Annotated in this window: 18 protein-coding genes; 6 read left to right on the plus strand and 12 right to left on the minus strand. The window is 69.5% G+C overall.

What is annotated here, in order from left to right:
* Positions 1–74: 74 nt before the first annotated feature.
* Positions 75–347: a WXG100 family type VII secretion target gene (locus ABZ664_RS03870; RefSeq protein WP_350946392.1), complete on the minus strand. Its 273-nt coding sequence runs from the start codon at positions 345–347 to the stop codon at positions 75–77.
* A 486-nt stretch (positions 348–833) separates the two neighbouring features.
* Between ABZ664_RS03870 and ABZ664_RS03875 the strand changes: the two genes are divergently transcribed.
* Together ABZ664_RS03875 and ABZ664_RS03880 are read left to right on the plus strand one after the other, a co-directional pair.
* The gene (locus tag ABZ664_RS03875; protein ID WP_362502535.1) at positions 834–2591 is read left to right on the plus strand and encodes a biotin carboxylase N-terminal domain-containing protein; all 1758 of its coding nucleotides are present in this window, start codon (positions 834–836) and stop codon (positions 2589–2591) included.
* 302 nt (positions 2592–2893) lie between these two features.
* Entirely contained in the window at positions 2894–4252 is a 1359-nt protein-coding gene (locus ABZ664_RS03880; RefSeq protein ID WP_362502538.1) for a hypothetical protein, read from the plus strand.
* Positions 4253–4456: 204 nt separating this feature from the next.
* Here ABZ664_RS03880 and ABZ664_RS03885 read toward each other — a convergent pair whose 3' ends face one another.
* The 3 genes from ABZ664_RS03885 to ABZ664_RS03895 all read right to left on the minus strand — a co-directional run bounded on the left by ABZ664_RS03885 (position 4457) and on the right by ABZ664_RS03895 (position 9850).
* Entirely contained in the window at positions 4457–5446 is a 990-nt protein-coding gene (locus tag ABZ664_RS03885; RefSeq protein ID WP_362502541.1) for a LacI family DNA-binding transcriptional regulator, read from the minus strand.
* 11 nt (positions 5447–5457) lie between these two features.
* Positions 5458–8262, minus strand: coding sequence for a glycoside hydrolase family 3 C-terminal domain-containing protein (locus tag ABZ664_RS03890; RefSeq protein WP_362502544.1), 2805 nt, complete (start codon positions 8260–8262; stop codon positions 5458–5460).
* A gap of 382 nt (positions 8263–8644) precedes the next feature.
* Positions 8645–9850, minus strand: a complete 1206-nt coding sequence (locus ABZ664_RS03895) for an ROK family transcriptional regulator (protein WP_362502547.1) — start codon at positions 9848–9850, stop codon at positions 8645–8647.
* Between the two features lie 213 nt (positions 9851–10063).
* On the opposite strand from ABZ664_RS03895, the gene ABZ664_RS03900 reads away from it, so the two are divergent.
* Genes ABZ664_RS03900 through ABZ664_RS03910 form a run of 3 tightly spaced genes read left to right on the plus strand, consistent with a single transcriptional unit; the run spans position 10064 to position 13681 of the window.
* A complete protein-coding gene (locus ABZ664_RS03900; protein ID WP_362502550.1) occupies positions 10064–11758 on the plus strand; it encodes an extracellular solute-binding protein in 1695 nt (564 codons plus the stop codon).
* A gap of 43 nt (positions 11759–11801) precedes the next feature.
* The gene (locus ABZ664_RS03905; RefSeq protein ID WP_362503911.1) at positions 11802–12785 is read left to right on the plus strand and encodes an ABC transporter permease subunit; all 984 of its coding nucleotides are present in this window, start codon (positions 11802–11804) and stop codon (positions 12783–12785) included.
* The gene (locus tag ABZ664_RS03910) at positions 12782–13681 is read left to right on the plus strand and encodes a carbohydrate ABC transporter permease (protein WP_362502553.1); all 900 of its coding nucleotides are present in this window, start codon (positions 12782–12784) and stop codon (positions 13679–13681) included. Before ABZ664_RS03905 ends, ABZ664_RS03910 begins: the two co-directional genes overlap by 4 nt.
* Positions 13682–13759: 78 nt before the next feature.
* Here the strand turns inward: ABZ664_RS03910 and ABZ664_RS03915 are convergent, their stop codons facing one another.
* The 8 genes from ABZ664_RS03915 to ABZ664_RS03950 all read right to left on the minus strand — a co-directional run bounded on the left by ABZ664_RS03915 (position 13760) and on the right by ABZ664_RS03950 (position 23123).
* On the minus strand, positions 13760–14083 hold the full coding sequence (locus tag ABZ664_RS03915) for a MerR family transcriptional regulator (protein WP_362502556.1): 324 nt from the start codon (positions 14081–14083) through the stop codon (positions 13760–13762).
* 154 nt (positions 14084–14237) lie between these two features.
* Entirely contained in the window at positions 14238–14693 is a 456-nt protein-coding gene (locus tag ABZ664_RS03920; RefSeq protein WP_362502559.1) for an Hsp20/alpha crystallin family protein, read from the minus strand.
* Between the two features lie 125 nt (positions 14694–14818).
* On the minus strand, positions 14819–15685 hold the full coding sequence (locus ABZ664_RS03925) for an aldo/keto reductase (protein WP_362502562.1): 867 nt from the start codon (positions 15683–15685) through the stop codon (positions 14819–14821).
* Between the two features lie 590 nt (positions 15686–16275).
* Positions 16276–17133, minus strand: coding sequence for a 5'-nucleotidase C-terminal domain-containing protein (locus ABZ664_RS03930; protein ID WP_362502564.1), 858 nt, complete (start codon positions 17131–17133; stop codon positions 16276–16278).
* Positions 17134–17578: 445 nt separating this feature from the next.
* Positions 17579–18394, minus strand: a complete 816-nt coding sequence (locus ABZ664_RS03935; RefSeq protein WP_362502566.1) for a carbohydrate ABC transporter permease — start codon at positions 18392–18394, stop codon at positions 17579–17581.
* The gene (locus ABZ664_RS03940) at positions 18391–19269 is read right to left on the minus strand and encodes a sugar ABC transporter permease (protein WP_362502569.1); all 879 of its coding nucleotides are present in this window, start codon (positions 19267–19269) and stop codon (positions 18391–18393) included. Before ABZ664_RS03940 ends, ABZ664_RS03935 begins: the two co-directional genes overlap by 4 nt.
* A 238-nt stretch (positions 19270–19507) precedes the next feature.
* On the minus strand, positions 19508–20812 hold the full coding sequence (locus tag ABZ664_RS03945) for an extracellular solute-binding protein (protein WP_362502572.1): 1305 nt from the start codon (positions 20810–20812) through the stop codon (positions 19508–19510).
* Positions 20813–20822: 10 nt separating this feature from the next.
* A complete protein-coding gene (locus ABZ664_RS03950) occupies positions 20823–23123 on the minus strand; it encodes a TIM-barrel domain-containing protein (RefSeq protein ID WP_362502575.1) in 2301 nt (766 codons plus the stop codon).
* A 204-nt stretch (positions 23124–23327) separates the two neighbouring features.
* On the opposite strand from ABZ664_RS03950, the gene ABZ664_RS03955 reads away from it, so the two are divergent.
* Positions 23328–25472, plus strand: coding sequence for a beta-galactosidase (locus ABZ664_RS03955; protein WP_362502578.1), 2145 nt, complete (start codon positions 23328–23330; stop codon positions 25470–25472).
* Positions 25473–25533 lie beyond the last annotated feature (61 nt).

Here is a 25533-nt window from a genome sequence, read left to right on the forward strand (position 1 = left end):
CCTCTCCGCTGTCAGTGCGTCAATGCGGAAATGCCCCTTCCCTTGAGGGACGGGGCATTTCGGCGGGCCGTTTTCTAGCGCGTGGCGGACTCGATATTGCCACGGTAGGTGTTGATGACCCGGGAAGCCTCGGACAGCTCCTCGGACATGCGCTGGAAAGCGGCGCGGTAGTTCTGCCAGGCCTCGCTGAAACGCTGGGCACCGGGCCCCGTCCAGGCGGTGCCGACCTTCGCGGCCTCCCGGTCGAGGGCGGCCACGGTGGCCCTCACCTGGTCGGCCTGCTGGGTGAACTGGGTGGCCATCTGCTGCATTTCCGCGGGATTGCCGCCGAGCAAGTTCTGGCTCATGCCAGTCTCCTTAGGATCGGTGTCGGGGAGAGTCAGTCGCCAAACGAAATCACGATAGGCGTAAGGATCACAGAGGTGGCCGGGTTATGCCAAGCGGCTATGGACGTTCCCTCGGTGACCGAGAGGCTAAACGTTCTCCATTGCCGTGATTTTTCGTAATTCAGAGGGCTATAGGACGGTTATCCGAGATCGCGGTGAAGGGTGGGACCTCCGGAGCGGCCGGACGGGGCTCCTCCGCGACCCGGCCGGGGCCGAGACCGGGACGAGGACCGCGACCACGGCCGGGACCAGGGCCGCGACCAGGGTCGAGACCGGGGCCGGGGCTGAGAGCAGGTTCAGGGGCGATATCGGAAACGGGCCCCGGGGGCAGGACCAGGACTGCGGGACCCACCCGACCCTCGCCGTCAGGCGACGCCTACACTCCGTTGAAGGCCCGCCAGTCCTCTCCTCCGCACGTACTGGCACGTACTGAAGGGAACGACGTCGGTGCACAAGGTCCTGATCGCCAACCGTGGTGAGATCGCCGTACGGATCGCCCGTGCCTGTAGGGACGCCGGGCTGGCCAGCGTCGCCGTCTACTCCGACCAGGATCTGGACGCGCTCCATGTCCGGGTCGCGGACGAGGCCCGCGCGCTCGGCGGCGAGACTCCCGCGGAGACCTACCTCGACGTCGGCAAGCTACTGGGCGTCGCCGCCGAGGCCGGAGCCGACGCCGTGCACCCCGGCTACGGCTTCCTCGCCGAGAACGCCGCCTTCGCCCAGGCCGTGATCGACGCTGGGCTGACCTGGATCGGCCCGCCGCCGGCCGCGATCACCGCGCTCGGCGACAAGGTGCAGGCCCGTCACATCGCCCAGAAGGTCGGCGCACCGCTCGTGGCGGGCACCAGGGATCCGGTCTCGGGGAGCGAGGAGGTCGTCGCCTTCGCGACCGAACACGGCCTGCCGATCGCGATCAAGGCCGCGTACGGCGGCGGCGGGCGCGGGCTGAAGGTCGCGCGCACCCTGGAGGAGATCCCCGACCTGTACGACAGCGCGGTCCGCGAGGCCGTCACCGCCTTCGGCAGGGGCGAGTGCTTCGTCGAGCGCTACCTGGACCGGCCCCGGCACGTGGAGACCCAGTGCCTCGCCGACGCCCACGGCACCGTGGTCGTGGTGTCCACCCGCGACTGCTCGCTGCAGCGCCGCCACCAGAAGCTGGTCGAGGAGGCACCGGCCCCTTTCCTGTCGCCCGAGCAACTCGACCTGCTCTACACCAGCTCCAAGGCGATCCTGCGCGAAGCGGGTTACGTCGGCGCCGGCACGTGCGAGTTCCTGGTGGGTCAGGACGGCACGATCTCCTTCCTGGAGGTCAACACCCGTCTGCAGGTCGAGCACCCGGTGACCGAGGAGGTCGCGGGCATCGATCTCGTGCGGGAGATGTTCCGCATCGCCGACGGTGAGGAGCTCGGCTACGGCGACCCCGTGTCGCGCGGCCACTCGATCGAGTTCCGCGTCAACGCAGAGGACGCCGGGCGCGGCTTCCTGCCCGCCCCCGGCACGATCACGAGCATGAGCGCCCCCTCGGGTCCCGGGGTGCGCCTGGACGCCGGTTACGAGGCGGGCATGACCGTCCCGCAGTCCTTCGACTCGCTGGTCGCCAAGCTGATCGTGACCGGGGCGACCCGGAGGCAGGCCCTGGAGCGCTCGCGCAGGGCCCTGGCGGAGTTCGAGATCGACGGCATGCCGACCGTGCTGCCCTTTCACCGGGCCGTGGTGGACGACCCCGCGTTCACGGGCGAGCCGTTCTCGGTGCACACCCGGTGGATCGAGACCGAGTTCGACACCGTGATCCCGCCGTACGAGGGAGAGCGGGGCACGGCCGGGGAGCCGGGCGAGCGGGAGCGGATCACCGTCGAGGTGGGCGGCAAGCGGCTCGAGGTGGTGCTGCCCTCGGGATTCGCCGTCGGCAACGCCGCGGGGGCGGGCCGCGCGGCCTCGAAGGCGCCGCGCCGGAGCGGCGGCGGGGTGGCGGGAAAGGCCGCGAGCGGCGACTCCCTGATCAGCCCGATGCAGGGCACGATCGTCAAGATCGTCGTCGCCGACGGCGACACCGTCGCGGCCGGTGACACGATCGTCGTGCTTGAGGCGATGAAGATGGAGCAGCCGCTCGCCGCCCACAAGGCGGGCACCGTCACGGGTCTGGCGGCGTCGGTCGGCCAGACCATCTCCTCCGGCGCCACGATCTGCGAGATCAAGGACACCTGAGCGCGCCCGCGGGCCACGGTTCGGCGAGTCCCGGTTCAGTGAGGCCACGGTCTCCGGCGGAGCGGGGAAGGCGAGGGCGGGCAAGCGGGCAAAAGGCCCCCGCGAATGCGCGCCGGGCCGGGGGCGTGCGCTTACCGGGCCCAACCGGGCGAGGACGGGGGCCGGGCCGATAGGGGCAGTGTGACGATCCCCTACCGAGGTGGACGGGAGACGCCTGACCCTGGCCTGGAGGGGATACGGTCGAGGGGTAGGGAACTCTGTCGTCCACTCATTCGTCTTCAGGACGAAGGAGGCTTTCTGCCGTGACCATCATAAAAGCCGCGCCAGGTCGTTTCGGTGCCATGATCATGGCATTGTTCGTCGGGCTACTGGCCATGTCCATGATCGCCCCGGCGGCCCACGCCGCGGCGCCAGACCCCAGTGCGATCGTCTCTGAGCTGAAGGACGGGGACAACTTCTACGCCGACCCCGCGGCGGGCCTGCCCGCCGATGCCGTGGACGCCATGCGCGGCGCGGCCGACCAGACTTCCTCCGTCTACGTGGCGCTGCTGCCGAAGGGCTCGATCAGCAGCCAGTCCCAGGCGAGGACTTTGCTGAGCTCGATCCTCAAGGGCGTCGGTTCCAAGTCCACCGTCCTGGTGATGAGCGGCACCACGCCGTTCGGCGTCACCAACATCAAGGGTGTCGACGTCGACGAGCTGCTCGGGCGGGCCAAGACCGCCTCCAGCCCGACCGACAACGTGATCAACTTCATCAAGCTGGCCGACGAGGCGGCCGTCGGCGCCGGTGCCCCGTCCGGCTCCTCCGGTTCCTCCAGCTCTTCCGGCGGCTCCAGCACGGGCGTGCTGGTCGGCATCCTGGTGCTCGCCCTCGCCGGTGGCGCGGGCATCTTCTTCTACTCCCGCAAGAAGAAGAAGCAGCGCGAGGAGCGCGAGGCCGCCGAGCTGGCCGCGGTCAAGCAGACCGTGGACGAGGACGTCACCAAGTTCGGTGAGGAGATCACCGACCTCGACACCGACGTCAAGCTGCTCAACGACGGCGCCGACCACCAGCAGGACTGGCAGCGCGCCCTCGACTCCTACGAGCGGGCCAAGCTGGAGCTCGCGGCGGTCAACCGCCCCGACGAGCTCCGTGGCGTGACCACCGCGCTGGAGGAGGGCCGCTACGCCCTCGCCTGCGTGAAGGCGCGCGTCAACAACCAGCCGCTGCCCGAGCGACGCTCCCCGTGCTTCTTCAACCCGCAGCACGGTCCCTCCGTCCGCGACGTGCGCTGGGCCCCGCCCGGCGGCGCGCTGCGCGACGTGCCCGCCTGCGCGGCCGACGCCGAGGCCGTCGATCGCGGCTTCGAGCCGCAGGCGCGCGAGGTCATGGTCAACGGTCAGCGCCGCCCGTACTACGACGCGGGACCGGCCTACCAGCCCTACGCCCAGGGCTACTACGGCGGCTTCGGCGACGTCATGACCGGCATGCTGGTCGGCACGATGATCGGCAGCATGATGAGCGGCGGCTTCGGCGGCTACGGCTACGGCGGCTACGGCGGCGGCGAGAGCGGGGGTGCCACCGACTTCGGCGGCGGCGGTGACTTCGGCGGTGGGGGCTGGGGTGACTTCGGCGGCGGAGGCGACTTCGGTGGCGGCGACTTCGGTGGCGGCGACTGGTAGTCGTTCCGCGCGGAACACCCGGCAGAAGCAGAACAGGTAGGACAGTACGAACGCAGCACCGACGGGCGCGTTTCCCTTGGAGGGAACGCGCCCGTCGCCGTTGAGAGGAAGCAGGGGGTCCGCCGGGAAAACCTGGCGGGAGGCCCACCGGGTTGGGCGCCTCAAGAGCCGTTGTGGACGGCGAGAACCTCGACGCAAAGCGCCTCAGGTGCTGTCGCGGACGGTGAGCCTCGGCTGGAGCAGGGTACCGTCGGGGACGGCACGGCCTTCGAGTTTCTCCATGAGCAGCCGGACCGCCTGACGGCCCACCTCCTCGGCCGGGATCAGCACCGAGGTGAGCGGCGGACTGGAGCGTTCCGCGATGTCGTCGGGGCAGATCGCCACCACGGCGACGTCGTCGGGCACCCGCCTGCCGTACTGACGCAGCGCCCCCAGCACGTGACCGACCGCGGCCTCGTTGTGCACGACCAGCCCGGACAGGCCCGGCCTGCTGTCGAGGAGCTCGGCGATCGTGGTGGAGACCTGGTCGAAGTTCTCCTCGCACGGCAGGGCCACCCCGGTCAGGCCGGTCTCGCCCACGGCCGCGACGAAACCCTCCCTGGTGCGGCGGGCGAAGCCGGTGCCCCGGTCGTAGACGACCGAGGGGGCGCCGAGCAGCGCGACCTCCCGGTGCCCGCGCTCGGCCAGGTGCTCCACGCAGAGCGCACCCGCCCGCGCGAAGTCGAGGTCGACGCAGGTGAGGCCGGCCGAGTCGGCGGGGAAGCCGATCAGCACGCTGGGTTCCGCGAGCTCCCTGAGCAGCGGTACCCGGCTGTCGTGAAGCTCCACGTCCATCACGACCAGCCCGTCGACCAGCGCGCTCGCCGCCGCCCTGCGCAGCCCGTCGGAGCCCTCGTCGGCGGTGAGCAGCAGCACGTCGTGGTCGTACCTGCGCGCGGCGGTGACCACCGAGGTGGCGAACTGCATCAGCACCGGGACGTGCACGCCCGCCCGAAGGGGCAGCACCAGCGCGATGACGTTGGCCCGCTTGCTGGCCAGGGCCCTCGCACCGGCGTTGGGGTGGTATCCGAGGACCCGCACGCTGTCGAGCACCCGGCGCCGGGTGTCGGCCGAGATCGCGCGCTTCCCGCTGAGCACGTACGACACCGTGCTCACGGCCACCCCGGCGTGCCTGGCGACCTCGCTGATCGTCACCGCCCGCCCGCTCACGTGACCGCGCCGAAGCTCAGGGAGGCGAGGGTGATCCCCGCGTTCTCGAACACCACATAAAGATCGTGGACTCCTCCGGCCTCCGCAAGCCCGGCGCGTATCTCGGCGAGGTCGTAGCGGCCCGCGCGGGGAACGGGGAGGTCGCCGACGACGGGCCCGTAGAGGGGGTCGTCCAGGCGCAGGGTGAGCACGCCGCCCTCGGCGCTGGTCGCGGTGGCCGAGCAGGACGCGGCCCCCTCCCCCAGGTCGACCGAGCGGAACACGATCCACGCGCCCTCGGTGGCGGACCGTACGGCGTCACCCGAGACCCTGGCCGCGTCCACGAACGCCACCGAGTCGTACTCGTCGTGGTCCACGGCGGCGATCGGGCCCGCGAAGGCGTCGCGCGGCGGGATCCGCTCGCCGTCCACGTGGAAGGGGGCGCACAGCCGGATGTCCCGCGCGGAGCCACCGACCATGACCTTGTGGGGTGCGTCCTCGACGACGAACCGGCCCCTGGTGACGTCCCAGAAGGCCAGTTCCGCGATGTCGAACTCCCAGTCGACCCGGGTGCTCTCACCGGGGGCGAGACGTACCTTGACGAAGCCGCGCAGGCGGCGCAGCGCCTGCTTGACCCGGGAGCGCCGCTGGCGGGTGTAGATCTGGACGACCTCCACCCCCTCGCGGGAGCCGGTGTTGGTGACGGTGACCGAGGCGGTGAGCCTGCCGCCCTCCACCGAGACGGCCAGGTCGGCGTACTCGAAGGTGGTGTAGCCGAGGCCGTGCCCGAAGGGGTAGAGCGGGGTCCCCCTGAAGTACTGGTAGGTCGCGTCGGTGGCGATGATGTCGTAGTCGAGCAGGTCGGGCAGCTCGCTCGCCGAGCGGTACCAGGTCTGGGTGAGCCTCCCCTCGGGGTCGACGTCGCCGAACAGCACCTCGGCCAGCGCGTGGCCGTACTCCTGGCCCCCGTGCGAGGACCACAGCACCGCGGGCGGGTCGTCGCCGTCCCAGCTCACCGGGTAGCCGCTGCTGATCACCATCACGGTTCTCGGATTCGCCTCGCGCACCGCCCTCACCACGGCCTGCTGCGCGGCGGGCAGCGCGAGGTCGAGGCGGTCCTCGGTCTCCCTGCCGTTGACCAGGGGGTGGTCGCCGACGACCACCACGGCCACGTCCGCGGTCGCGGCGAGCGCGGCGGCGGCCTCGGCACCGCTCACGACCCGCTCCACGGTGAGCCAGGCCGCGGCGTCGGCGTCGTCGGCGAGACGGAAGACCTCGCCGTCGAAGGCGAGGTAGCGGCCGGTGGAGATGTGCCGGAGCGCGAGCGCGCCTCGGGGGCGGTCCTCGGTGCGGAAGGTCTGGCGCACCTCCCAGCCGTTGGGACCCGGCTGGTCGTTGACCAGCACTCCCTCCTCGTCGACGGACAGGTGGCGGCCGGTCGTCACGGCCCGCAGGGCGTAGCAGCCGCCGCCCCAGTCGAACAGGTCGAACAGGTCGGGCTCGCCACCCGTTCCGAGCGGCCCGCCGTCGGGGTCGGCGACGACAGCGACGACGGGGCGGCCGTTCGTCCCTTCCGCGCCGCCGTCCACCGAGATGGTGATCCGGTCCACGGCCTCGCAGAAGACGGTCTCGCACCGCTCGGCGAGCCCGGCGCGGGCGGTGACGGCGTACGGGAGGGTCCCCGAGTACCAGTCCTCCATGAGCGTGTCGCCGAGCTGGCCGATGACCGCGATCCTGCGCACCGAGGCGTCGAACGGCAGGAGACCGTCGTTGCGCAGCAGCACGATCGAGCGCCTGGCGGCCTCGCGGGCGAGGCTCTGGTGCTCGGGGCAGTTGACGACCGCCTCGTCGATGTCGTCGTACGGGGTGGAGGGGTCGAACTCGCCCAGCCGGAAGCGGATGGACAGCGCGTGCCGTACGGCGGCGTCGACGTCCTCCTCGGTGAGCAGGCCGCGCTCCAGCGCGGCGCGGATGTGGCCGAGGGTGGCCTCGGAACGGTCGTCGTCCTGGGTGAAGCTGTCAAGCCCGGCCCTGATCGCGTGGGCGTACGCCTCAGGCAGGTCGTCGTGGTACCCCTGCGCGCCGGTGAGGTTGCCCGGCGCGTACGCGTCGCTGACGACGAGGATGTCGTCGGGCGCCCATGCCCGCAGCACCTCCTCGATCAGCGGGCTGAGGTGGGCGGGGCGGCCGTTGACCAGGTTGTAGGAGGGCATCACGGCGACCGCGGCGCCGCTCTCCAGCGCGGGCCGGTAGGCCGGGAGCTCGTACTCGCGCAGCACCCGGGGCGGCAGTTCGCTGGAGGTGACGCAGCGGTCGGTCTCGTTGTTGTAGCCGAGGAAGTGCTTCAGGGTGGGCGCGGTCTTCAGCACCGTGGGATCGCTCCCACGAAGGCCGGAGGCGTACGCCGTCGCCATGAGGCCGGTCAGCCACGGGTCCTCGGAGTAGCCCTCCTCGTTGCGGCCCCAGCGGGGGTCGCGCAGCGGGTTGACGACCGGAGCCCAGACGTTGAGTCCCGCCCCGGCCGGATCCTTGTGGTGGAAGGCGAGGACCTCGTCGCTCGTGGCCTCCCCGACCCGCCGGACAAGCTCGGGGTCCCAGGTGCTCGCCAGCCCGATCGCCTGCGGGAACACCGTCGCCGGACCGAGCCAGGCGAGGCCGTGCAGCGCCTCGGTGCCGGTGCGGAACGGGCCGACCCCCAGGCGCGTCACCGGCTGCTGGTACTGGTGCAGCAGCCCGACCTTCTCCTCCAGGGTGAGCCTGCCCCGCAGGTCCGCGATCCGCCGCGCGAGGGGGAGTTCCGGGTCACGGAACGGTTCGTTCATCGGGGACCATCCCTTTGAGAGCGTCGAAGCGCTTCGACTTTCCGGCGTGGAAGAGCGCCTCAGTCGAAGCGCTTCGATAATCGGTCCGGGAAAACTCCGCCGCCACCCGCGCGCCCCGGTGTTCGTTGCGCGCGTGTTTCGAACGGAGCTTCCCTGAAGGGTGCACTCCTGTGCGGCAGAGGTCAAGAGTTACCCGGCAAACGACCTGAATCCACCCGCATCCGGATCGAAAGAACGCCTGCCGACGACCGGAAATCCCCGGATCCGGGTCAGGGGATCCCCTGAAAACAGCATGAATCCAACGGGACCTCCACCCTGACGCGGATCACGAGACCCGCGGGTCCTCCGGTCCGGCCGGGGCGCTCCCCCGGCCCCACGCGGGTCACGAGACCCGCGGCAGGTGGCCGGAGTCCACGGAGTCGAGCACCCGGGCGGCGCCCCCCAGCGCGGCCGCCCCGTACCCGAGCGTGGAGGCCACGACCCGGCAGCCCCCGGCGTCCGGCGCGATCGTGCGTCCCGCGATCTCCGCCTCCACCGCGGGCAGCAGCCACGGCGCGAGCGGCACGTAGTAGCCGCCCAGGATGACCACCTCGGGGTTGAGCAGGTTGGCCAGCAGGGCCACGCCCTTGCCGAGGTTGTGACCCACGGTGCTCAGGACGGCGAGCGTGCGCTCGTCGCCCACGCGGGCCAGTCGCGCCACCTCTTCGAGTTCGGTCTCGACCTCGGCGGGCGAGATCGCGGCGTGTTCCAGCACGGCACCGATCCCGGCGACGGCCTCCAGGCAGCCCAGGCGCCCGCAGCGGCACTCGGCGCCGAGGGGGTCGATCTGGATGTGGCCGATCTCGCCGCCGTATCCCCGGCCCCCGCGGCGCAGCCGCCCGTCGAGGATGATCCCGGCCCCGACCCCGATCTCGCCGGTGAGGTAGACCAGGTTCGCCGTCCCCGCGTGCGGGCCGAAGCGGTGCTCGGCCAGGGCCGCGAGGTTGGCGTCGTTGTCGACCTGTACGGGGAAGCCCGGGTCGCGCAGGGCCTTGGTGAGGTCGCCGCAGAGGTCGGCGTCACGCCAGCCGAGGTTGGGCGCGACGCGCACGGCGCCGTCGGTGCCGATCAGTCCGGGCACGCCCACGGTGAGCCCCAGAACCTGGCGCTCCTCCTTCGCCATCCGGCTCACCACCCGGCGGACGATTCCGGCGACGGTGGCCATCGCCTGGCCCGCCGTACCGGCCGCGCCGGGAAATGACCTGCGCCAGGACAGCAGCTTCTCCCCCGACAGGTCCACCGCGACCGCGGTGACGTAGTCGACGTTCACCTCGATGCCGATCGCCGCGTACGGCGAGCCGTCGAGCACGAGCATCGTGGCGGGGCGGCCGACGCGGTTCTCCGTCAGGCCGGTCTCCCTGACGAGCCGGCGGTCGATCAGATCGGCGACCAGGCTCGACACGGTCGCCTTGTTGAGACCGGTGGACGCCGCGATGTCGGCCCGCGAGCACGGCGCGTTCCCGCGTACGAACCTCAGCACGACGGCGAGGTTGGTGGCCCGCACGTCGGCGAAGTCCGCCGGCCGCGGGTCAGTCGTAGATGTGATCAAGGTGAGTCCCGCTCCCGCTCGGCCAGGCTGGCCCCATCATGCCCCATCGTTCACCAATCCGTGACCGCTCCCCGGTGCCCCGCGATCGGCGGTCCCTTGTGGCGGCGGCCACCCTCGACTAATTTGTTTGGTCGAAAGACGAACTAATTCTACCCCGGAGCCATCCTCCACGACACCCCCCGATCCACCACGAACCAACGAAGGGAGCGCCCCGTGAACGATCTCCCCCAGGGCGCGTTGACCAGCCGCCGCGGATTCCTCGGACTGGTAGGGCTCACCGCCGCGATGACCGCGGGAGGTGGCCTGCTGAGCGCGTGCTCCGCGCCGAGCGGCCCCCGGCCCGGCAGCGGAGGCGCCACGGCCGCCGCAGCGGACAAGCTCACGTCCCTCACCCCCACCTACACCGCCTTCCCCGGCCTCAAGCCCGACATCCCCGGCACGATCTCCACCCTTCCCGGCGTACCCGACGTCAGCGGCGGCTTCACCTCCTACCCGGCCACCCCCACCCCCGCACTCACCCAGAAGGCGGGCAAGGGCGGCACCTACAAGGCGATGACCCCGCTGTGGGGCCCGCCGCCCCCCGGTCTGGCGAGCAACTCCTACTTCCAGGCCGTCAACGCCGACATCGGCGCAACCGTGGAGTTCCAGATCGCCGACGGCACCGTCTACGTCGACAAGGTCATCGCCAGGCTCGCCGCCGGGGACATCCCGGAGATCATGTGCATCCCCAGCTGGGAGATCGACAAGATGGCGGACTTCAACACCGCCGTCGACAAGGCCTTCGAGGACCTCACCCCCTACCTGCAGGGCGACAAGGTCAAGCCCTACCAACTGCTGGCCAACCTGCCGACCGCCGCGTGGCAGTGGTCGGTCTGGAACGACAAGCTCATGGCGGTGCCGTTCCCGACCGAGCCGTATCCCCTCGCACTGCTCTACCGCAAGGACCTGTTCGACAAGAACGGCTGGAACGCCAACCCCAAGACCGCCGACGAGCTGTTCGAGCTCGGCAAGGAGATCACCGACGCCAAGGCCAAGCGCTGGGCGTTCGGCAGCATCCACGAGATGATGTGGCCGACCTTCCGCATCCCGCAGGAGTGGCGGTACGAGGGCGGCAAGCTCGTCCACAAGTACGAGACCCCCGAGTTCGAGCCGATGCTGGAGTTCATGCGGAAGGTCTTCAAGGAGGGGCTGGTCCACCCGAGCGTCGTCGGCAGCAAGGGCGCCAACGAGAAGGAGCTGATGGGGAGCGGGCAGATCCTGATCTACCGCGACGGGCTGGGCGGCTGGAAGGAACTCCTGCAGCAGCACCGCGGCAGGAACCCCGACTTCAGCCTGGGCGTCTTCCCGCTCTTCGCCCACGACGGCGGCACCCCGCTGATGTACCACAACAACGCGGCGAACCTCTTCACCTTCGTCAAGAAGGGCCTGCCGAAGGAGCGGGTGGAGGAGATCATTTCCATCCTCAACTGGTGCGCGGCGCCGTACGGGACCAAGGAGTACGAGCTCTCCAACTTCGGGGTGGAGGGCAAGCACTTCAAGCGGGACGCGAAGGGCATCCCCGAGGCGACCGACCTCGGCCGCAAGGAGGTCGCCTACACCTACGGCTTCCTCGCTGGGCGCCCGCTGTACGTGGACTGGGCCTTCCCCGACGCCGTCAAGCTCAACATGGAGTGGCAGAACGCGAGCTTCCAGTATCTGGAGAAGGGGCCGTTCGACGGGATCAGGATCCAGATGCCGTCGAAGTTCTCCGGGCTGCGGGTTCCCACCGAGGACAAGTTCACCGACATCATGCGCGGCCGGCGGCCGGTGAGCGACGCCAAGCAGATCGTCACGGAGTGGCGGCGGGACGGCGGGGACGAGGCCCGCGAGTTCTACATGAAGGTCCTGCGGGACAACGGCCGTGCTTAGGACCACCCCCGAGGACGGCGGAGGAACCGGGCCGGCGGGTGACCTGACCTCACCCGCCGGCGCCGGCACCTCCAAGGATGTCCGCAAAAGGGGTCCGAGGACAAGCCGGGCGCGCCCACAACCCTTCATCTCGCGTCTGAAACGTGACTGGCAGCTACTGCTGATGGCCCTTCCCGCCATCGGGCTGCTCATCCTGTTCCACTATGTCCCGCTGCTCGGCAACGTGATCGCGTTCCAGGACTACTCGCCGTACGTGGGCATCGGGGACAGTCCGTGGGTGGGGTTCGCCAACTTCCACTGGCTGATGTTCGACGCGAGCTTCTGGGACGCGACGATCAACACCCTCACGATCACCACGTTCCAGCTGGTCTTCTACTTCCCCATACCGATCCTGCTCGCCGTGCTCCTGGACAGCGTGGTGCGGCCCCGGCTGCGGCTGTTCATCCAGAGCATCGTCTACATGCCGCACTTCTTCTCGTGGGTGCTGGTGGTCACGCTGTTCCAGCAGATGTTCGGAGGCGCGGGCCTGCTCGCGCAGACGCTGCGGGACCATGGGTACGACGGCATCGATCTCATGACAAATCCGGATACGTTCATCGTGCTGGTGACGGCGGAGACGGTCTGGAAGGACGCCGGCTGGGGAACGATCATCTTCCTCGCCGCGCTCGCCGCCATCAACCAGAACCTCTACGAGGCCGCCGCCGTCGACGGCGCGAGCCGCTGGCGACGGCTGTGGCACATCACCCTGCCCGGCCTGCGCCCGGTCATCGTGCTGTTGCTCATCCTGCGCCTCGGCGAGGCACTGAACGTCGGCTTCGAGCAGTTCTTCCTGCAGCGCGACGCGGTCGGCAGGGAGGCCGCCGAGGTGCTGGACACGTTCGTGTACTGGCGCACGCTGCTCACCGGCGAGTGGAGCTACGGCGCGGCGGCCGGCCTGGTGAAGGGCCTGGTGGGGCTGGTGCTGATCCTGGTGGCCAACAAGGTCGCCCACCGATTCGGCGAGCAGGGAATCTACAAACGATCATGACGACTCTTCCCCCCTGGGCCGAGCGGCCCAGCCGCGCCGGCGGGCTCCTCAAGGGGTTCGTCCTCACGCTCATCGTCGCGTGCGTGCTCTTCCCGATCTACATGGTCGTGCTGACCAGCCTGTCCACCCAGGATGCGGTGACGGAGGCCGGAGGCCTGGTCACCGTGCCGAACGGGCTTTCCTTCGCCGCGTACGAGGAGCTCTTCGCGGGCGGCGTGGTGACCAGGTCGGTGATGGTGAGCCTCGGCGTCACCCTCGTCGGCACCGCGATCAGCCTCACCGTCACCGTGCTCGCCGCCTACGGCCTGTCGCGGCCCGGCTCGCTGCTGCACCGGCCCATGCTGTTCCTGGTCCTGCTCACCTTCCTGTTCGGACCGGGGCTGATCCCCAACTATCTGCTGGTGAGCTCGCTGGGACTGATCGACACCTACTGGTCGCTCATCCTGCCGGGCGCGGTCACCGCGTTCAACCTGGTGGTGATGCGGGCGTTCTTCATGAACATCCCCGACGAGGTGACCGACAGCGCCCGCATCGACGGCGCGAGCGAGTTCCGCATCCTGCGGACGATCGTGCTGCCCATGTCGAAGGGCGTCACCGCCGTCATCGGCATGTTCTACGCGGTCGGCTACTGGAACTCGTTCTTCAACGCCGTCCTCTATCTCAACGACAACGCCAAGTGGCCGCTGCAGGTGGTGCTGCGGCAGTACGTCCTCCAGGGCCAGTCGCTGATCGTCGGACAGACCGGCGTCGGCACCATCGCCGGGCAGTCACCACCGCCGAGCCTGGCCATCCAGATGGCCATCGTCGTCCTCGCGCTGCTGCCGGTGCTGTTCCTCTACCCGTTCGTCCAGCGGCACTTCACCAAGGGGGTCATCATCGGCGCCATCAAGGGCTGAGCGGAACCTGCCGCCCCTGCCGCTCGGCGAAGCGCTCCTCTCCTCGGGCGGCACGCCCTCTGGCCGGCTCCTCCCGTCCTACCGCTCGGTGGAGCGCTCCTCCTGCCGGGCGGCACGCTCCCTGGCCAGCTCCTCCTGCAGGTCGCGGACCTGCTGCTGCAGGGTGAAGATCCGGCGCACGGCGGCGAGGCTCATCCCCTCGCCGACGAGCCGGATGGCGTCCTGCAGGTCGCCGATCTCGTGGCGGGTGTAGCGCCGCTGGCCGCCGGTGGAGCGTGCGGGACTGACCACGTCGTGCTCGTCGAGCCTGCGCAGGAACGCCTGCTCGACCTCGAGCATGTCGGCGACCTGGCCGACGGAGTACAGCGGGGCGTGCTCGTCGTCGAAGGGTAACCGGGCCATCACCGCTCCTTTCCCTTGCGGGGTCGTGGGGTTCCCTTACGGGGTCGTGGGGTTCGTGGATGGTTCCCCGGGAGGGGACGGGACGGGAAACGCGCGGGGTGGGTGCCGGAACCGGCACCCACCCCGAGGAGGTTCTGCGGTCAGATCCTGGACCTCACGCCTTGATCGACTTCTGGTCGGCCGCGCTCTCGGCCTTCTGGATCGCGACCTTGCGGGGCTTGGCCCGCTCGATGACCGGGATGCGCACCGCCAGGACGCCGTTGGAGTAGGCGGCGTCGACCTTGTCGCTGTCGAGGTGCTCGGACAGGTAGACGCGGCGGGTGAAGGTGCCCATCGGGCGCTCGCGGACGAACAGGCGGTCATCCTCCCCGTACTCCTCCTCGCGGCCGGCGCTCACCGAGAGCACCCCGCGGTCGACGGTCACCTCGATGGTGTCGGGGTCGATGCCCGGGAGGTCGAACTTCAGGAGGACGTCGTCCTTGCGGCGGACCCCGTCGAGCGGCATGGCCACCCGCGCGGCCCCATCACCCGACCCCAGGGCCTGACGCGCGAGCCGGTCGAACTGGCGGTCGAACTCCTGGATGAACGGGTCGATCGACGTCAGCAGCATCGGTAACCACCTCCGTATGAACTGGCAGGTATCCTCAAGCCTGCCTTCTCGGAAACCTCTTAATTCAGTTATAGGTTAGCGGCTCTTCGGTTTGCAAGTATCCTCGGAAAAATTCTCGGCCCTCCTCAGACGCCCCTGGTCAGAGCGTTGAACTCCTCGTCGGTCAACCGGACGGCCGCGGCGGCGACGTTGTCCTCCAAGTGAGCGACCGTCGAGGTGCCGGGGATGGGCAGCATCACCGGGGAACGGCGCAGCAGCCACGCCAGGGCGAGCTGCGAAGGGGTGGCGCCGTGCTCCCTCGCCGCCGCGGCGAGCGGGCCGCCCTCCGCCGCCAGCCTGCCGGTCGCGAGCGGGAACCAGGGGATGAAGCCGATGCCGTTCGCCTCCGAGTACTCCAGCAGGGGCTCGGCGTCGCGGTGTGCGAGGTTGTAGAGGTTCTGCACCGAGACGATCGTCGCGGACTTCCCCGCCTCCTCGACGTCCTCGACGCTCACCTCGCTGAGTCCGATGTGGCGGATCTTGCCCTCCCGCTGCATCAGCGCGAGCTCCCCGACCTGGTCGGCGACGGGGACGGCCGGGTCGATGCGGTGCAGCTGCAGCAGGTCGATCCGCTCGACGCCGAGGTGGCGCAGGCTCAGCTCGACCTGCTGGCGCAGGTACTCGGGACGGCCGACCGGCGTCCAGAGCCCGGGACCCTGCCGGGTGAACCCCGCCTTGGTCGCGATCACCAGGTCGTCGGCGTAGGGGTGCAGCGCCTTCCTGATGAGCAGCTCGGCGACGAACGGGCCGTAGGAGTCGGCGGTGTCGATGAGGTTCACGCCGAGCTCGACCGCCCTGCGCAGGACCCGGACGGCCTCGTCGGGGTCGCGCGGGTCTCCCCACACGCCCTCGCCGGTGAGCTGCATCGACCCGTAGCCCAGGCGGTTGACGGTGAGGTCGCCCCCGATGGTGAACTGCCCGGAGGCCTCGGCGGGACGCGTCGTGGTCGTCATGATGTCCTCCTGGAATTCGGTCTGGCGTTCATGACTCGCAACAGGATGTCGAAGTGACCGATTCCCCCCCGCACCCCGCGTCGCCCGTAAACCTTCCGGCACGCACTCGCAAAGCAGACCGGGCGGGGGCCGGTCCGTGCGCCCGGGAGGCGTGACGACCGAGCGGCCATCCCTCCGCTTCGCCAGGGCCGAGCACGTCGAACGCGATCACGCCGTCCGGCGCGGAGGTTCCCGTCCTCGCCATGTCCAGAACCGCCACTCACCGGCGCGGGGAAGCGAAGTCGGCCCTCGGGAGGTCCCCGGGTGAGGCGAACGAAGGTCGATCCACGGCGTCTATTTCGCCCCCACGTCCGGCCGCAAACTCTTCGGAAAGTCGGGCTCCGAAGCTCTGTTTTCGTCGCCTTCGGCGTGCCGGCAACATTTTTGCCTTCAATACGGCGAGCTTCGAGAGGAATCCCGACAGCGTGAAGTCCTTTTCCTGCATACGTGGCGATATTACGGCCGACGTCCGGTCGCCGGACGGAACGAATTCCGTCCGGCGACCGGCTCGGTCACCCGGCGCTATGTTCGCCGGGACGATTTATCGGCACTCATCGAATGGTGACGCGGTCCCCCGCAGGCGGGTTCACCGGCGAGTTCTTCACGAGGTAGGACGCCAGTGCCGCCGTGTCGTCCGGACCGCCGTGATAGACGCTGGTGGTCCCCGTCCACTGCGGGAAACCCTGCCAGCCGCCCATCAGGATGTAGTTGGCCGCGATCTTGATCACCTGGGTGTCGGTCACCGGGACACCGTTCAGCGTTATCTCGGTGACGGCTCCGCCCTCAAGCGTGTAGCGGAGCGCGGACGAGGGGGTGAGCACCCAGCCCTGCGGGTTCGGGTACGCCAGGAGGCTTTTGAGCTGCGCGCCGGTCATCGCGTGCACGTCCACGGCGAGCCCGGCCGACTGGGTGCCCCACAGTTCCTCGCGGGTGACCGGGCCCGCGTCCAGGCCCGCGTAGAAGCCGTACCTGCTGACCAGGGCGACCTCCGCACCGGAGAGAGCCCGGACGGCGTCCACGTAGGCGTCGGCGACCAGTTCGGCCAGCGGGCCGCCCGAGGCCGTCAGCCCGACATTCCCCGTGGTCTCGCCGAACGTCTCGTCCTCGCCCGGCAATCCGCACTTGAAGTAGTGGAGGACATTGGACACGAGACCGTCCGGCTGCTTGATCTCGATCTGGACCGACGTCTCCTCCGTCTCCCAGTCCCATTCGAACGTCTGCAGGACGGTGGTGAACGCGCCACCGTGGTTGGGCGGAACCTTGACGCTCCGCCACTTCTCGGTGCCGACGACGCGGTAGCGGATGATCTGCACGCCGGCGGGGAGTCCCTCGAAGGAACCGTGGATCCTGAAGGTCACCGGGCACTTCGACGCGGTGGTCCGCTCGAAGTGGACGGCGACCTTCCCCACGGGGTTCTGAACCGGATCGTCCTGCGCGGACGCCGCGGAAGCCGTACCGGAAACGGCCTGTTTCGGTGCGGCATGCGCCGCCGGAACAAAGACGCCGGATGCCATGGCGATAACGGCCACCAACCATCCGATTCGACGCCCGGCTCTACTGGAAAACTTCACAGAACTCCTATCCGTCGATCCGCGACAAGGAATAACGGGTCAACCCCGTTCCTTTGGACGAGCAGATGCTAACCGGACCGGCCGACAATTCTGCGATACCTGAGAGAGGGGCGATGTGCCCGCCCGACGAGCACCGGGAAAACCATCGGGCACGGATCGGAAAACAGGCCGCTCGATCAACGAGCCGACCAGAAAAAGGAGTCCGAGAGATTCTCCTGCCTGCGCGGCGGGGAGTCACCACGCCAGCGCACGGCGTCGAGGTCGAACGGGAGACGGGGTGCGGTCATTTGACGGCGCCCACGGTCACGCCGCGGGTGAGGGTCCGCTGGAAGATGAGGAAGAAGGCGACCGCAGGCAGGATGCCGAGCAGCGCCGAGGCGCTGGACATCGTGGCGTCCATCATCTTGTCCCCCTGCAGCACCCCGAGCGCGACCGGGACGGTCTGGTTCTCGTTGGAGATGAGGAAGACGAGAGGCAGGAAGAACTCGTTCCAGGTCCAGATGAAGAAGAAGACGAGCAGCACGCTCAGCGTCGGCCTGCTGATCGGCACGACGACCTGCCACAGGGCCCGCCATTTGCCCGCGCCGTCCAGGGCCGCCGCCTCCAGGATCTCGCGCGGGAAGCGGCCGAGCACCGAGGCGAGCAGGTACGTCCCGAAGGCGCTCTGGATCACCGTGAAGATGATGATCACACCGAGCCTGGTGTCGTACAGGCCGACCTGCTTGGCCAGGTAGTACAGCGGGTAGACCAGCGCCTCCTGCGGCAGCGTGTTCGCCACCAGGAAGAGGACCAGGATCCACACCCGTCCGCGCACCCTGCCGATGCCGAGCGCGTAGGCGTTGAGCACCGACAGGACCGTGGCGAGCACCGCGACCGAGCCGCTGATCAACAGGCTGTTCCACAGCTTGCCGCCGAAGTCGACCCGGTTCCAGAAGTCGACGATCCCGTCGAGATACAGCTCGCTCGGCAGGCCCAGCGGCCCTCCCGAGGAGTAGTCGGCCGGGGATTTCACCGCGTTGAGCGTGACGATGGCGAACGGCACCAGCATCGCGACGGCCAGAACGACCAGCGAGACCAGGACCGAGTATTTCCGGATCATGATTCCCTGTCCTGAACCCGCAGGAAGAACACCGTCACCGCGATGATCACGAGGGTGAGCACGGTGGCGATCGCCGCCCCGTACCCGACGTTGGCCTTCTCGAAGAAGTTCTGGTAGCTGAAGTAGGACGGCACGAGCGTGGCACCGCCGGGACCGCCCCTGGTCAGCACGAAGATCGGCCCGAAGACCTTGAGCGCGGCGATCGTGCAGGTGAGCAGGACCACGTAGATCTCCGGCCGGATCTGCGGGATCGTGATGTGCCAGAACCGCCGCCACCACGAGGCGCCGTCCATCTCGGCGGCCTCGTACAGCGCGGGATCGACCCGCTGCAGCCCCGCCATGAAGATGACGACCGGGTAGCCGATCTGGAACCACACCATGATCGCCATCACGCTCGGCAGCGCCCAGGCCGGGTCGCCGAGCCAGTTCCTCGGCTCCATCCCCAGCAGCCCGAGCAGCTCGTTGAGCGCCCCGAAGCGCGGGTGCATGATCCAGCCCCAGACGATCCCGGCCACCGCGACCGGCAGCACCTGCGGCAGGTAGTACGCGGCCCGCAGCACGCCGGCCGCGCGGGGACCGACCTTCTTGCCCACGTAGTCGAAGAGCGTGGCGGCCAGGACGAGGCCGATGAGCGTCGGGACGATCGCCATCGCCACGATGAGCGCGACGTTGTTGCGGAAGGAGGACCAGAACCGCTCGTCGGCGAGGAGGCGGGTGTAGTTCTCCAGCCCGATCCACCTCGGGTCGCCGATCCCCTGCCAGCGGGTGAAGCCGATGCCGACGTTCATCAGGAACGGCACGACGATGACCGCGGTGAAGAGCACGGCGCTCGGCAGCAGGAACACCCAGTACCCACGGTCGCGAGACCTCGGCATCGGAGGTCTCCTTTCTCTGTTCTGTGCGTACGACTTTCTCTGTTCCGTGCGCACGCTCTGCTCCGTGCACGTGTCCCGCGCACGTGTTCTGTGTTCTGCGCGCACGCTCTGTTCCGTGCGCCGCTCTGCTTCGTGCGCTGCTCTGCTTCGTGCGCTGCTCTGCGCGCGTGCCGCGTGTTCGGTACGCGCGGCCCGCGCCGTGACACCGTGATCGTCACGGCGCGGGCCGTGGGAGGGGTCAGTTGCCGATGTCGGCGAGGTTCTCCTCGTACGGAGCGGCGATCTCGTCCAGGACCGCGTCGGGGGTCTTGGTGCCGTTGATGAGGTTCTGCACACCCGAGACGAGCACGTCGTAGTAGCCCGGCGCCGGCCAGTCGGGGTAGAAGGCCAGCCCGTCGGAGGTCGAAAGCCTGTTGAAGTTCTCGATCAGCTCCTTGCTCTTCTCGTCGGTGATCGCGTCCGTGTCGGCGGCGACCGGGATGCCGCCGGAGTTGCCGAGCAGGTTCTGGATGTCCTTCTTCATCGTGATGTCGATGAAGTCGTAGGCGAGATCCTTGTTCTTGGCGTTCTCGGGGACGACCCAGATGTTGCCGCTGGATCCGGCGCTCATCGTGTTGCCCGGCCACAGGAACGAGCCCCACTCGAAGTCCTTGACGTCGCCGGCGAAGCGGCCGTACCACCAGCTGCCGGAGACCAGGATCGGATACTTGCCGCCGATGAAGGAGGTACCCATGTCCTCGGCCTTGATCGCGGCGGAGTCCTTGTCGACGTAGCCCTTCTTGACCCAGTCGGCGAAGGTGTCGGCCGCGTACTTGAACTCGGGCCCCTTGAAGTCGACCTTGCCCTTGTAGAGCTGGAAGGCGTCCACCCACGGTCGCTGCGCCTTGCTCAGCGCGAGCTGGTAGAAGATCTGCTGCGCGGGATACTCGGCGCCACCGACCGCGATGGGAGTGGTCCCCGCCTTGACGAACGTGTCGAGCGCGGCGGTGAACTCCTCGAAGGTGGTGGGCACCTCGACGCCCGCCTTCTTGAAGGCGTCCTTGTTGTAGTAGACCATCACGTACTCGGCGTAGTTGGGGACGCCGTACCACTTGCCCCCGCCCATCACGCCGCGCTCGTCGTACCTCGCGGTCGTCTGGATCGAGGGGCTGAGCAGCTTGTCCCAGCCGCGCTTGGTCACCTCGGGGGTGAGGTCGGTGAGCAGACCCTGCTTCGACAGCAGACCGGCCGTGGCGTTGCCCTTGTTGTACTCCATCACGTCGGGGGCCTCGTCCGAGTTGAGGATCATCCCCGCCGACTGGCGGATCTGCTCGAACGCCTTCTCCTCGAACTTGACCGTCACGCCGGGGTGCGAGGCCTCGAACTGCTTGACGGCCTCGGCCCACGCCTTGCCCATCGCGCTGTCGGCGCCCTCGTAGTGCCAGAGCTTCAGGACGCGGGGCCCCTCCGCGGCGGGGGTGTCCGCCGCGGGTTCGGTGCCGCCGCAGGCGGCGAGCGCCATGAGCGCCGCCACCGCGGCGACACCGACTTTCAGGTTGAACATGGTCTGTCTCCTAGATGGTGGTGATGACGATCGGGATGTCGGCCCCCACCAACTCGACGCCCGCGATCCGCGCGCTCCCCGAGACGGTCACCCGCAGGCCCTCCCCCTCGGGAGCCGCGGTGATCGTGGTGTCCCCGTCGAGGTCGGAGACGGTGGTACGGGTCTCGCCGGTGTCGGCTCCGACTCCGTACGCGACCAGGGTGATCTCCCCGAACGGCCCGTCCCCGACGGTCCCGCCCTGCTCGGTGAGAACGGGGACGACGGCCCCGCGCCGGACGTACAGCGGGACGCGGTCCAGTGGCGTGGCGGCCGTGACGTACCGGCCGCCGGACAGGACCTCGCCCGTCCAGTGGTCCACCCACTCCCCCTCGGGCAGGTAGACCTTCCTCACCTGCTCGGGTGAGGTCATCGGCGCCACCAGCAGGTCGCGGCCGAGGAGATACTCCAGGTCCGCCTGCCAGGCCACCGGGTCGTCCGGGTAGTCCACACACAGCGCCCGCATCATCGGGGCCCCGGTCCTGGCCGCCTCGACGGCCGCCGTGTAGATGTACGGCATGAGCCGGTAGCGCAGCCTCAGCGCCTCGACCGCCTCCGCCTCGACCTCGGGAAACTCCCACGGCTCCCTGCTGGTGGTGCCGTGCAGGCGCAGCAGCGGGGAGAGCGCGCCGAACTGGGTCCACCTGACGTACAGGTCGTCGGTGGGGCGGCCGGTGAACCCGCCCGCGTCGTGGCTCCAGAACGGGACGCCGGACAGGCCGTGCGCCAGCCCGCCGCGCAGCGTGCTGCCCATCGCGGCGTAGCTGGTGTAGGTGTCGCCGCTCCACTGCGCCGAGTGCCGCTGCCCGCCGAGGAACGACGAGCGTGCCCAGACCATGCCGTGCCCCGCGATCTCCTTGGTCACCTCGGAGACGGCGTCGTTGAACAGCAGCGTGTAGACGTTGTGCAGGTCGGTGCCCGACATGCCGTTGGCCGCGACCGCGTCGTGCGGCACGCCCTCGGCGAAGTCGGTCTTGAAGACCTGGACTCCCTGTTCGAGCAGCGGGCGCAGCAGCCCCTTGAACCACTCGGTGGCGGCCGGGTCGGTGAAGTCGACGATGCCGCAGGCCGGGTAGGAGCCGTGCCAGCAGTCTGCGACGTAGACCTCACCGTCAGGCTTTTTCAGGAAATATCCACTCTCGGCCGCTTCCGCGAAGATCGGGCTGAGGTGGGAGATGTACGGGTTCATCCACAGGCAGACCTTGAACCCCATCTCCTTCAGCTCGGCCAGCATGCCGGTGGGGTCGGGGAAGCCTTCGGCGTCCCAGCGCAGGTCGGACCAGTGGCCGTCGGTCTGCCAGTACGTGTCCAGGTGCAGCACGTCGCACGGGATGCCGCGCTCGCGGATCCTCCGCGCCCTCGCCATCACCCGCTCCTGGGTGTCGACGAAGAACCCCGAGGAGATCCAGGTGCCGAACGCCCACTTCGGCGGGAGCATCGGCCGGCAGGTCAGCAGGTCGAACCGGTCCAGCACCTCCGACGGCGTCGGCCCGGCGATCACGTAGTAGTCGATCAGGTCGTCCGGGACCACGATCTGCACGCAGCTGTGCGTGGACTGGCACACGTCGAACTCCACCGGCGTCCCGCTGTCCACCAGCACGCCGTAACCCCTGCTGGACAGGTAGAACGGGATGTTCTTGTACGCCCGCTGCGATTCGGCGCCGAACGCGTCGAAGTTCCACATCACCGGCCGCTGGCCGCGCTTGTCCAGCCGGGTGAACGACTCGCCGAACCCGCTGAACGCCTCGTCGGCGGGGGCCACGAAGCTCTCGTGGTAGCCGACCACCGCGCCACCCGAGCTGGAACGGCCGAACGGCAGCGTGCGCAACCTGCCGCTGATGTCGGTGTGCCCCCGGTCCTGCTCAAGCAGCGGCGCCCCGCTCGCGTCGGTGAACCTCAGGTGCCAGGGAGCCAAAGTGATCTCCGCCCGCAGCGAGCCCGCGTCCAGCAGGATCGTCTCTTCGCGGCTCTCCACCCGCGCCCCGGCGAACTCGCCCGGCGTGACCATCGGGATCGCCTCGGCCGACCGGGTCCGCGCGTCCGCGTCCTGCCCGAGCCGGACCCGGATCACCCCCTCTCCCGCCACACTCAACTGGACCAGAAGCGTCTCCTCGGCGGATGTCACGGCCTTCAGGATCACCCCTGCCGCATCGGAGGCGACCGGCTCAGCCGAGATCAACGCCGACAGGCCCCCCTCACCGTGCGAGCGTACGGGCAGCTCAGGCGGGTCGGCGACGAAGTACTCGTGCGCGACCAACGGGGGACGGTAAGGCATGGGAACTCCAGCGCTCGGGTCTGCTTCTGCCGAGTTAGTTTTACGTCCAAACCAACAAACGTCAATGCCCCCACCTGCCGGACTCCGCCCGCCCACCCCCTCGCACGGGTCGTTCGCGGGCGAAGGGAGCCGGGGCCGTCCTCTTGAGCGGATCCCGCCGCGCGTGGATAATTAGTTTAGTTTCCATCCAAACAAAGGGGAGCCGTGGACTGGTCGGAACGGCTTGGCGGGCTGTGGTACGGCGGGGACTACAACCCCGAGCAGTGGCCGGAGGAGGTCTGGAAGGAGGACGTCGAGCTGATGCGGCGGGCCGGGGTGAACCTGGTCAGCGTCGGCGTGTTCTCCTGGGCACGGCTGGAGCCCGCACCCGGCGTCCACGACTTCGGCTGGCTCGACCGCGCCCTCGACCTGCTGCACGACGGCGGGATCCGGGTCAACCTCGCCACCCCGACCGCCTCGCCGCCCCCCTGGTTCGGCCTCGCCCACCCCGACGCCCTCACCGTCACCCACGACGGCACCCGCCTCACCCACGGCAGCCGCGACACCTACTGCGTGCACTCCCCCGCCTACCGCGCCGCCTGTGCCGGGATCGCCCGCACGCTCGCCGAACGCTACCGCGACCACCCGGCGCTCGCCATGTGGCACGTGCACAACGAGTACGGCACCACCTGCCACTGCGACCACGCCGCCGACGCCTTCAGGACCTGGCTGCGGGCGCGGTACGACATCCTGGAGGCGCTGAACGACGCCTGGACCACCTCGTTCTGGAGCCAGCACTACTCCGCCTGGGAGCAGATCACCACACCCCGCGCCACCCAGTACCTGCCCAACCCCTCCCACGCCCTGGACTTCCGGCGGTTCGTCTCCGACGCGATGCTCGACCACTTCCGCGAGCAGAAGGCGATACTGCGCGAACTCACCCCGGACGTTCCGATCACCACGAACTTCGTCCTCGGCGACTGGGTGCCGGTGAACCACCGCCACTGGGCGGCCGAGGTCGACCTGGTGGCGATCGACCACTACCCGTCCACCGACCCGCCCGCCGAGACCGCCTTCGCCGCCGACCTGGCCCGCGGCTGGGCCTCCTCTCCCACGTACGCCTCGGCGCGAGGCTCAATCGAGGCGGCGTACGACCCGGCGCACGACTCACCCGGTCCGACGCATGGCACATCCGGCGGCCGGGCGCACGGCCCGACCACCGCAAAGCCCTGGCTGCTGATGGAACAGGCGGTGGTCACCTACACCGGCCCCCGGATGCGCGCCAAGCGCCCCGGTGAGATCACCAGGCTGAGCCTGTCGCACATCGCGCGGGGCTCGCGGGGGGTGATGTTCTTCCAGTGGCGGGCCTCCCGTGGCGGCGCCGAACTCTGGCACGGCGGCATGGTCCCGCACGCCGGACCCGACTCGCGGATCTTCCGCGAGATCTGCGACCTGGGCGCCCTGCTGCCCACGCTGGAGGACGCCTGCGCGGCCCCCGTCGAGGCCGGGGCCGCGATCCTCTGGGACGACGAGGCGAACTGGGCGCTCCAGGCCCCCGGCCTGCCCTCCACCGAACTGAACTACACCGAGGCCGTCCGCCAGGCCCACCGGGTCCTCTACCGGCACGGCGTCACCGCCGACCTCGTCCACCCCTCCGCCGACCTGTCGGCCTACCCGCTCGTCCTCGTCCCCAGCCTCTATCTGATCTCCGATGCCGACGCCGACAACCTGCGCCGCTACGTCTCCGGCGGCGGCACCCTGGTGGTCTCCTACCTCAGCGGCATCGCCGACGAACACGCCCGCGTCCGCCTCGGCGGCTACCCCGGCGCCCTCCGCGACCTCCTCGGCATCAGGGTCGAGGAGTTTCACCCCCTTCCCCCGGACGTCACCCTCACCCTGTCCGCCCCGCCCACGAACGGATCCGGCCCGCGCCCGGCCGCCCCCGTACCCGCCGAGACCGAAGCCGCGGCGCGCCCCCCGGACCGGGCCGAGGCCCTCGCGCCGCAGCGCTCAGGAACCGGTGTCCTCGGCCAGGCGGAGACCGGTGCGGTCTGGACCGAGCAGGTGCACCTGGAGGGCGCCGAGGCGCTGGCCGTCTACACCGGACCGCACACCGTGGGCACCCCCCTCGACGGCCGGCCCGCCGTCACCCGCCACCTCTACGGCTCCGGCACCGCCCTCTACGTCTCCACCCACCTGTCCGATGCCGCCTACGCCCGCCTGCTGGGCCTGGCACCCGTCCCCATGGAAGTCGTCCGACGTGGCGACTGGCTCTTCGCCGTCAACCACGACGACAGGGAACACGAGGTGGACGGCCTGCGCCTGCCTCCCGGCGGTTTCACCGTGCGGACACGCGGACGCCGGTCGTAGACGGCCGTACAGTCGCCCGTCTCGGCTGCCCAGTAGATCGGCGCACCGCGTTTGCCCCTTT

This window comes from Streptosporangium sp. NPDC006930, from assembly GCF_040635605.1.
Lineage (GTDB): Bacteria > Actinomycetota > Actinomycetes > Streptosporangiales > Streptosporangiaceae > Streptosporangium.

Bases quoted from the DNA above. Each gene is read 5' to 3' on its own strand.
- ABZ664_RS03920 (WP_362502559.1), bottom strand. From the start codon at position 14,693: ATGCTGCTGACGTCGATCGACCCGTTCATCCAGGAGTTCGACCGCCAG.
- ABZ664_RS03950 (WP_362502575.1), bottom strand. From the start codon at position 23,123: ATGCCTTACCGTCCCCCGTTGGTCGCGCACGAGTACTTCGTCGCCGAC.
- ABZ664_RS03935 (WP_362502566.1), bottom strand. From the start codon at position 18,394: ATGATCCGGAAATACTCGGTCCTGGTCTCGCTGGTCGTTCTGGCCGTC.
- ABZ664_RS03925 (WP_362502562.1), bottom strand. From the start codon at position 15,685: ATGACGACCACGACGCGTCCCGCCGAGGCCTCCGGGCAGTTCACCATC.
- ABZ664_RS03945 (WP_362502572.1), bottom strand. From the start codon at position 20,812: ATGTTCAACCTGAAAGTCGGTGTCGCCGCGGTGGCGGCGCTCATGGCG.
- ABZ664_RS03890 (WP_362502544.1), bottom strand. From the start codon at position 8,262: ATGAACGAACCGTTCCGTGACCCGGAACTCCCCCTCGCGCGGCGGATC.
- ABZ664_RS03910 (WP_362502553.1), top strand. From the start codon at position 12,782: ATGACGACTCTTCCCCCCTGGGCCGAGCGGCCCAGCCGCGCCGGCGGG.
- ABZ664_RS03915 (WP_362502556.1), bottom strand. From the start codon at position 14,083: ATGGCCCGGTTACCCTTCGACGACGAGCACGCCCCGCTGTACTCCGTC.
- ABZ664_RS03870 (WP_350946392.1), bottom strand. From the start codon at position 347: ATGAGCCAGAACTTGCTCGGCGGCAATCCCGCGGAAATGCAGCAGATG.
- ABZ664_RS03940 (WP_362502569.1), bottom strand. From the start codon at position 19,269: ATGCCGAGGTCTCGCGACCGTGGGTACTGGGTGTTCCTGCTGCCGAGC.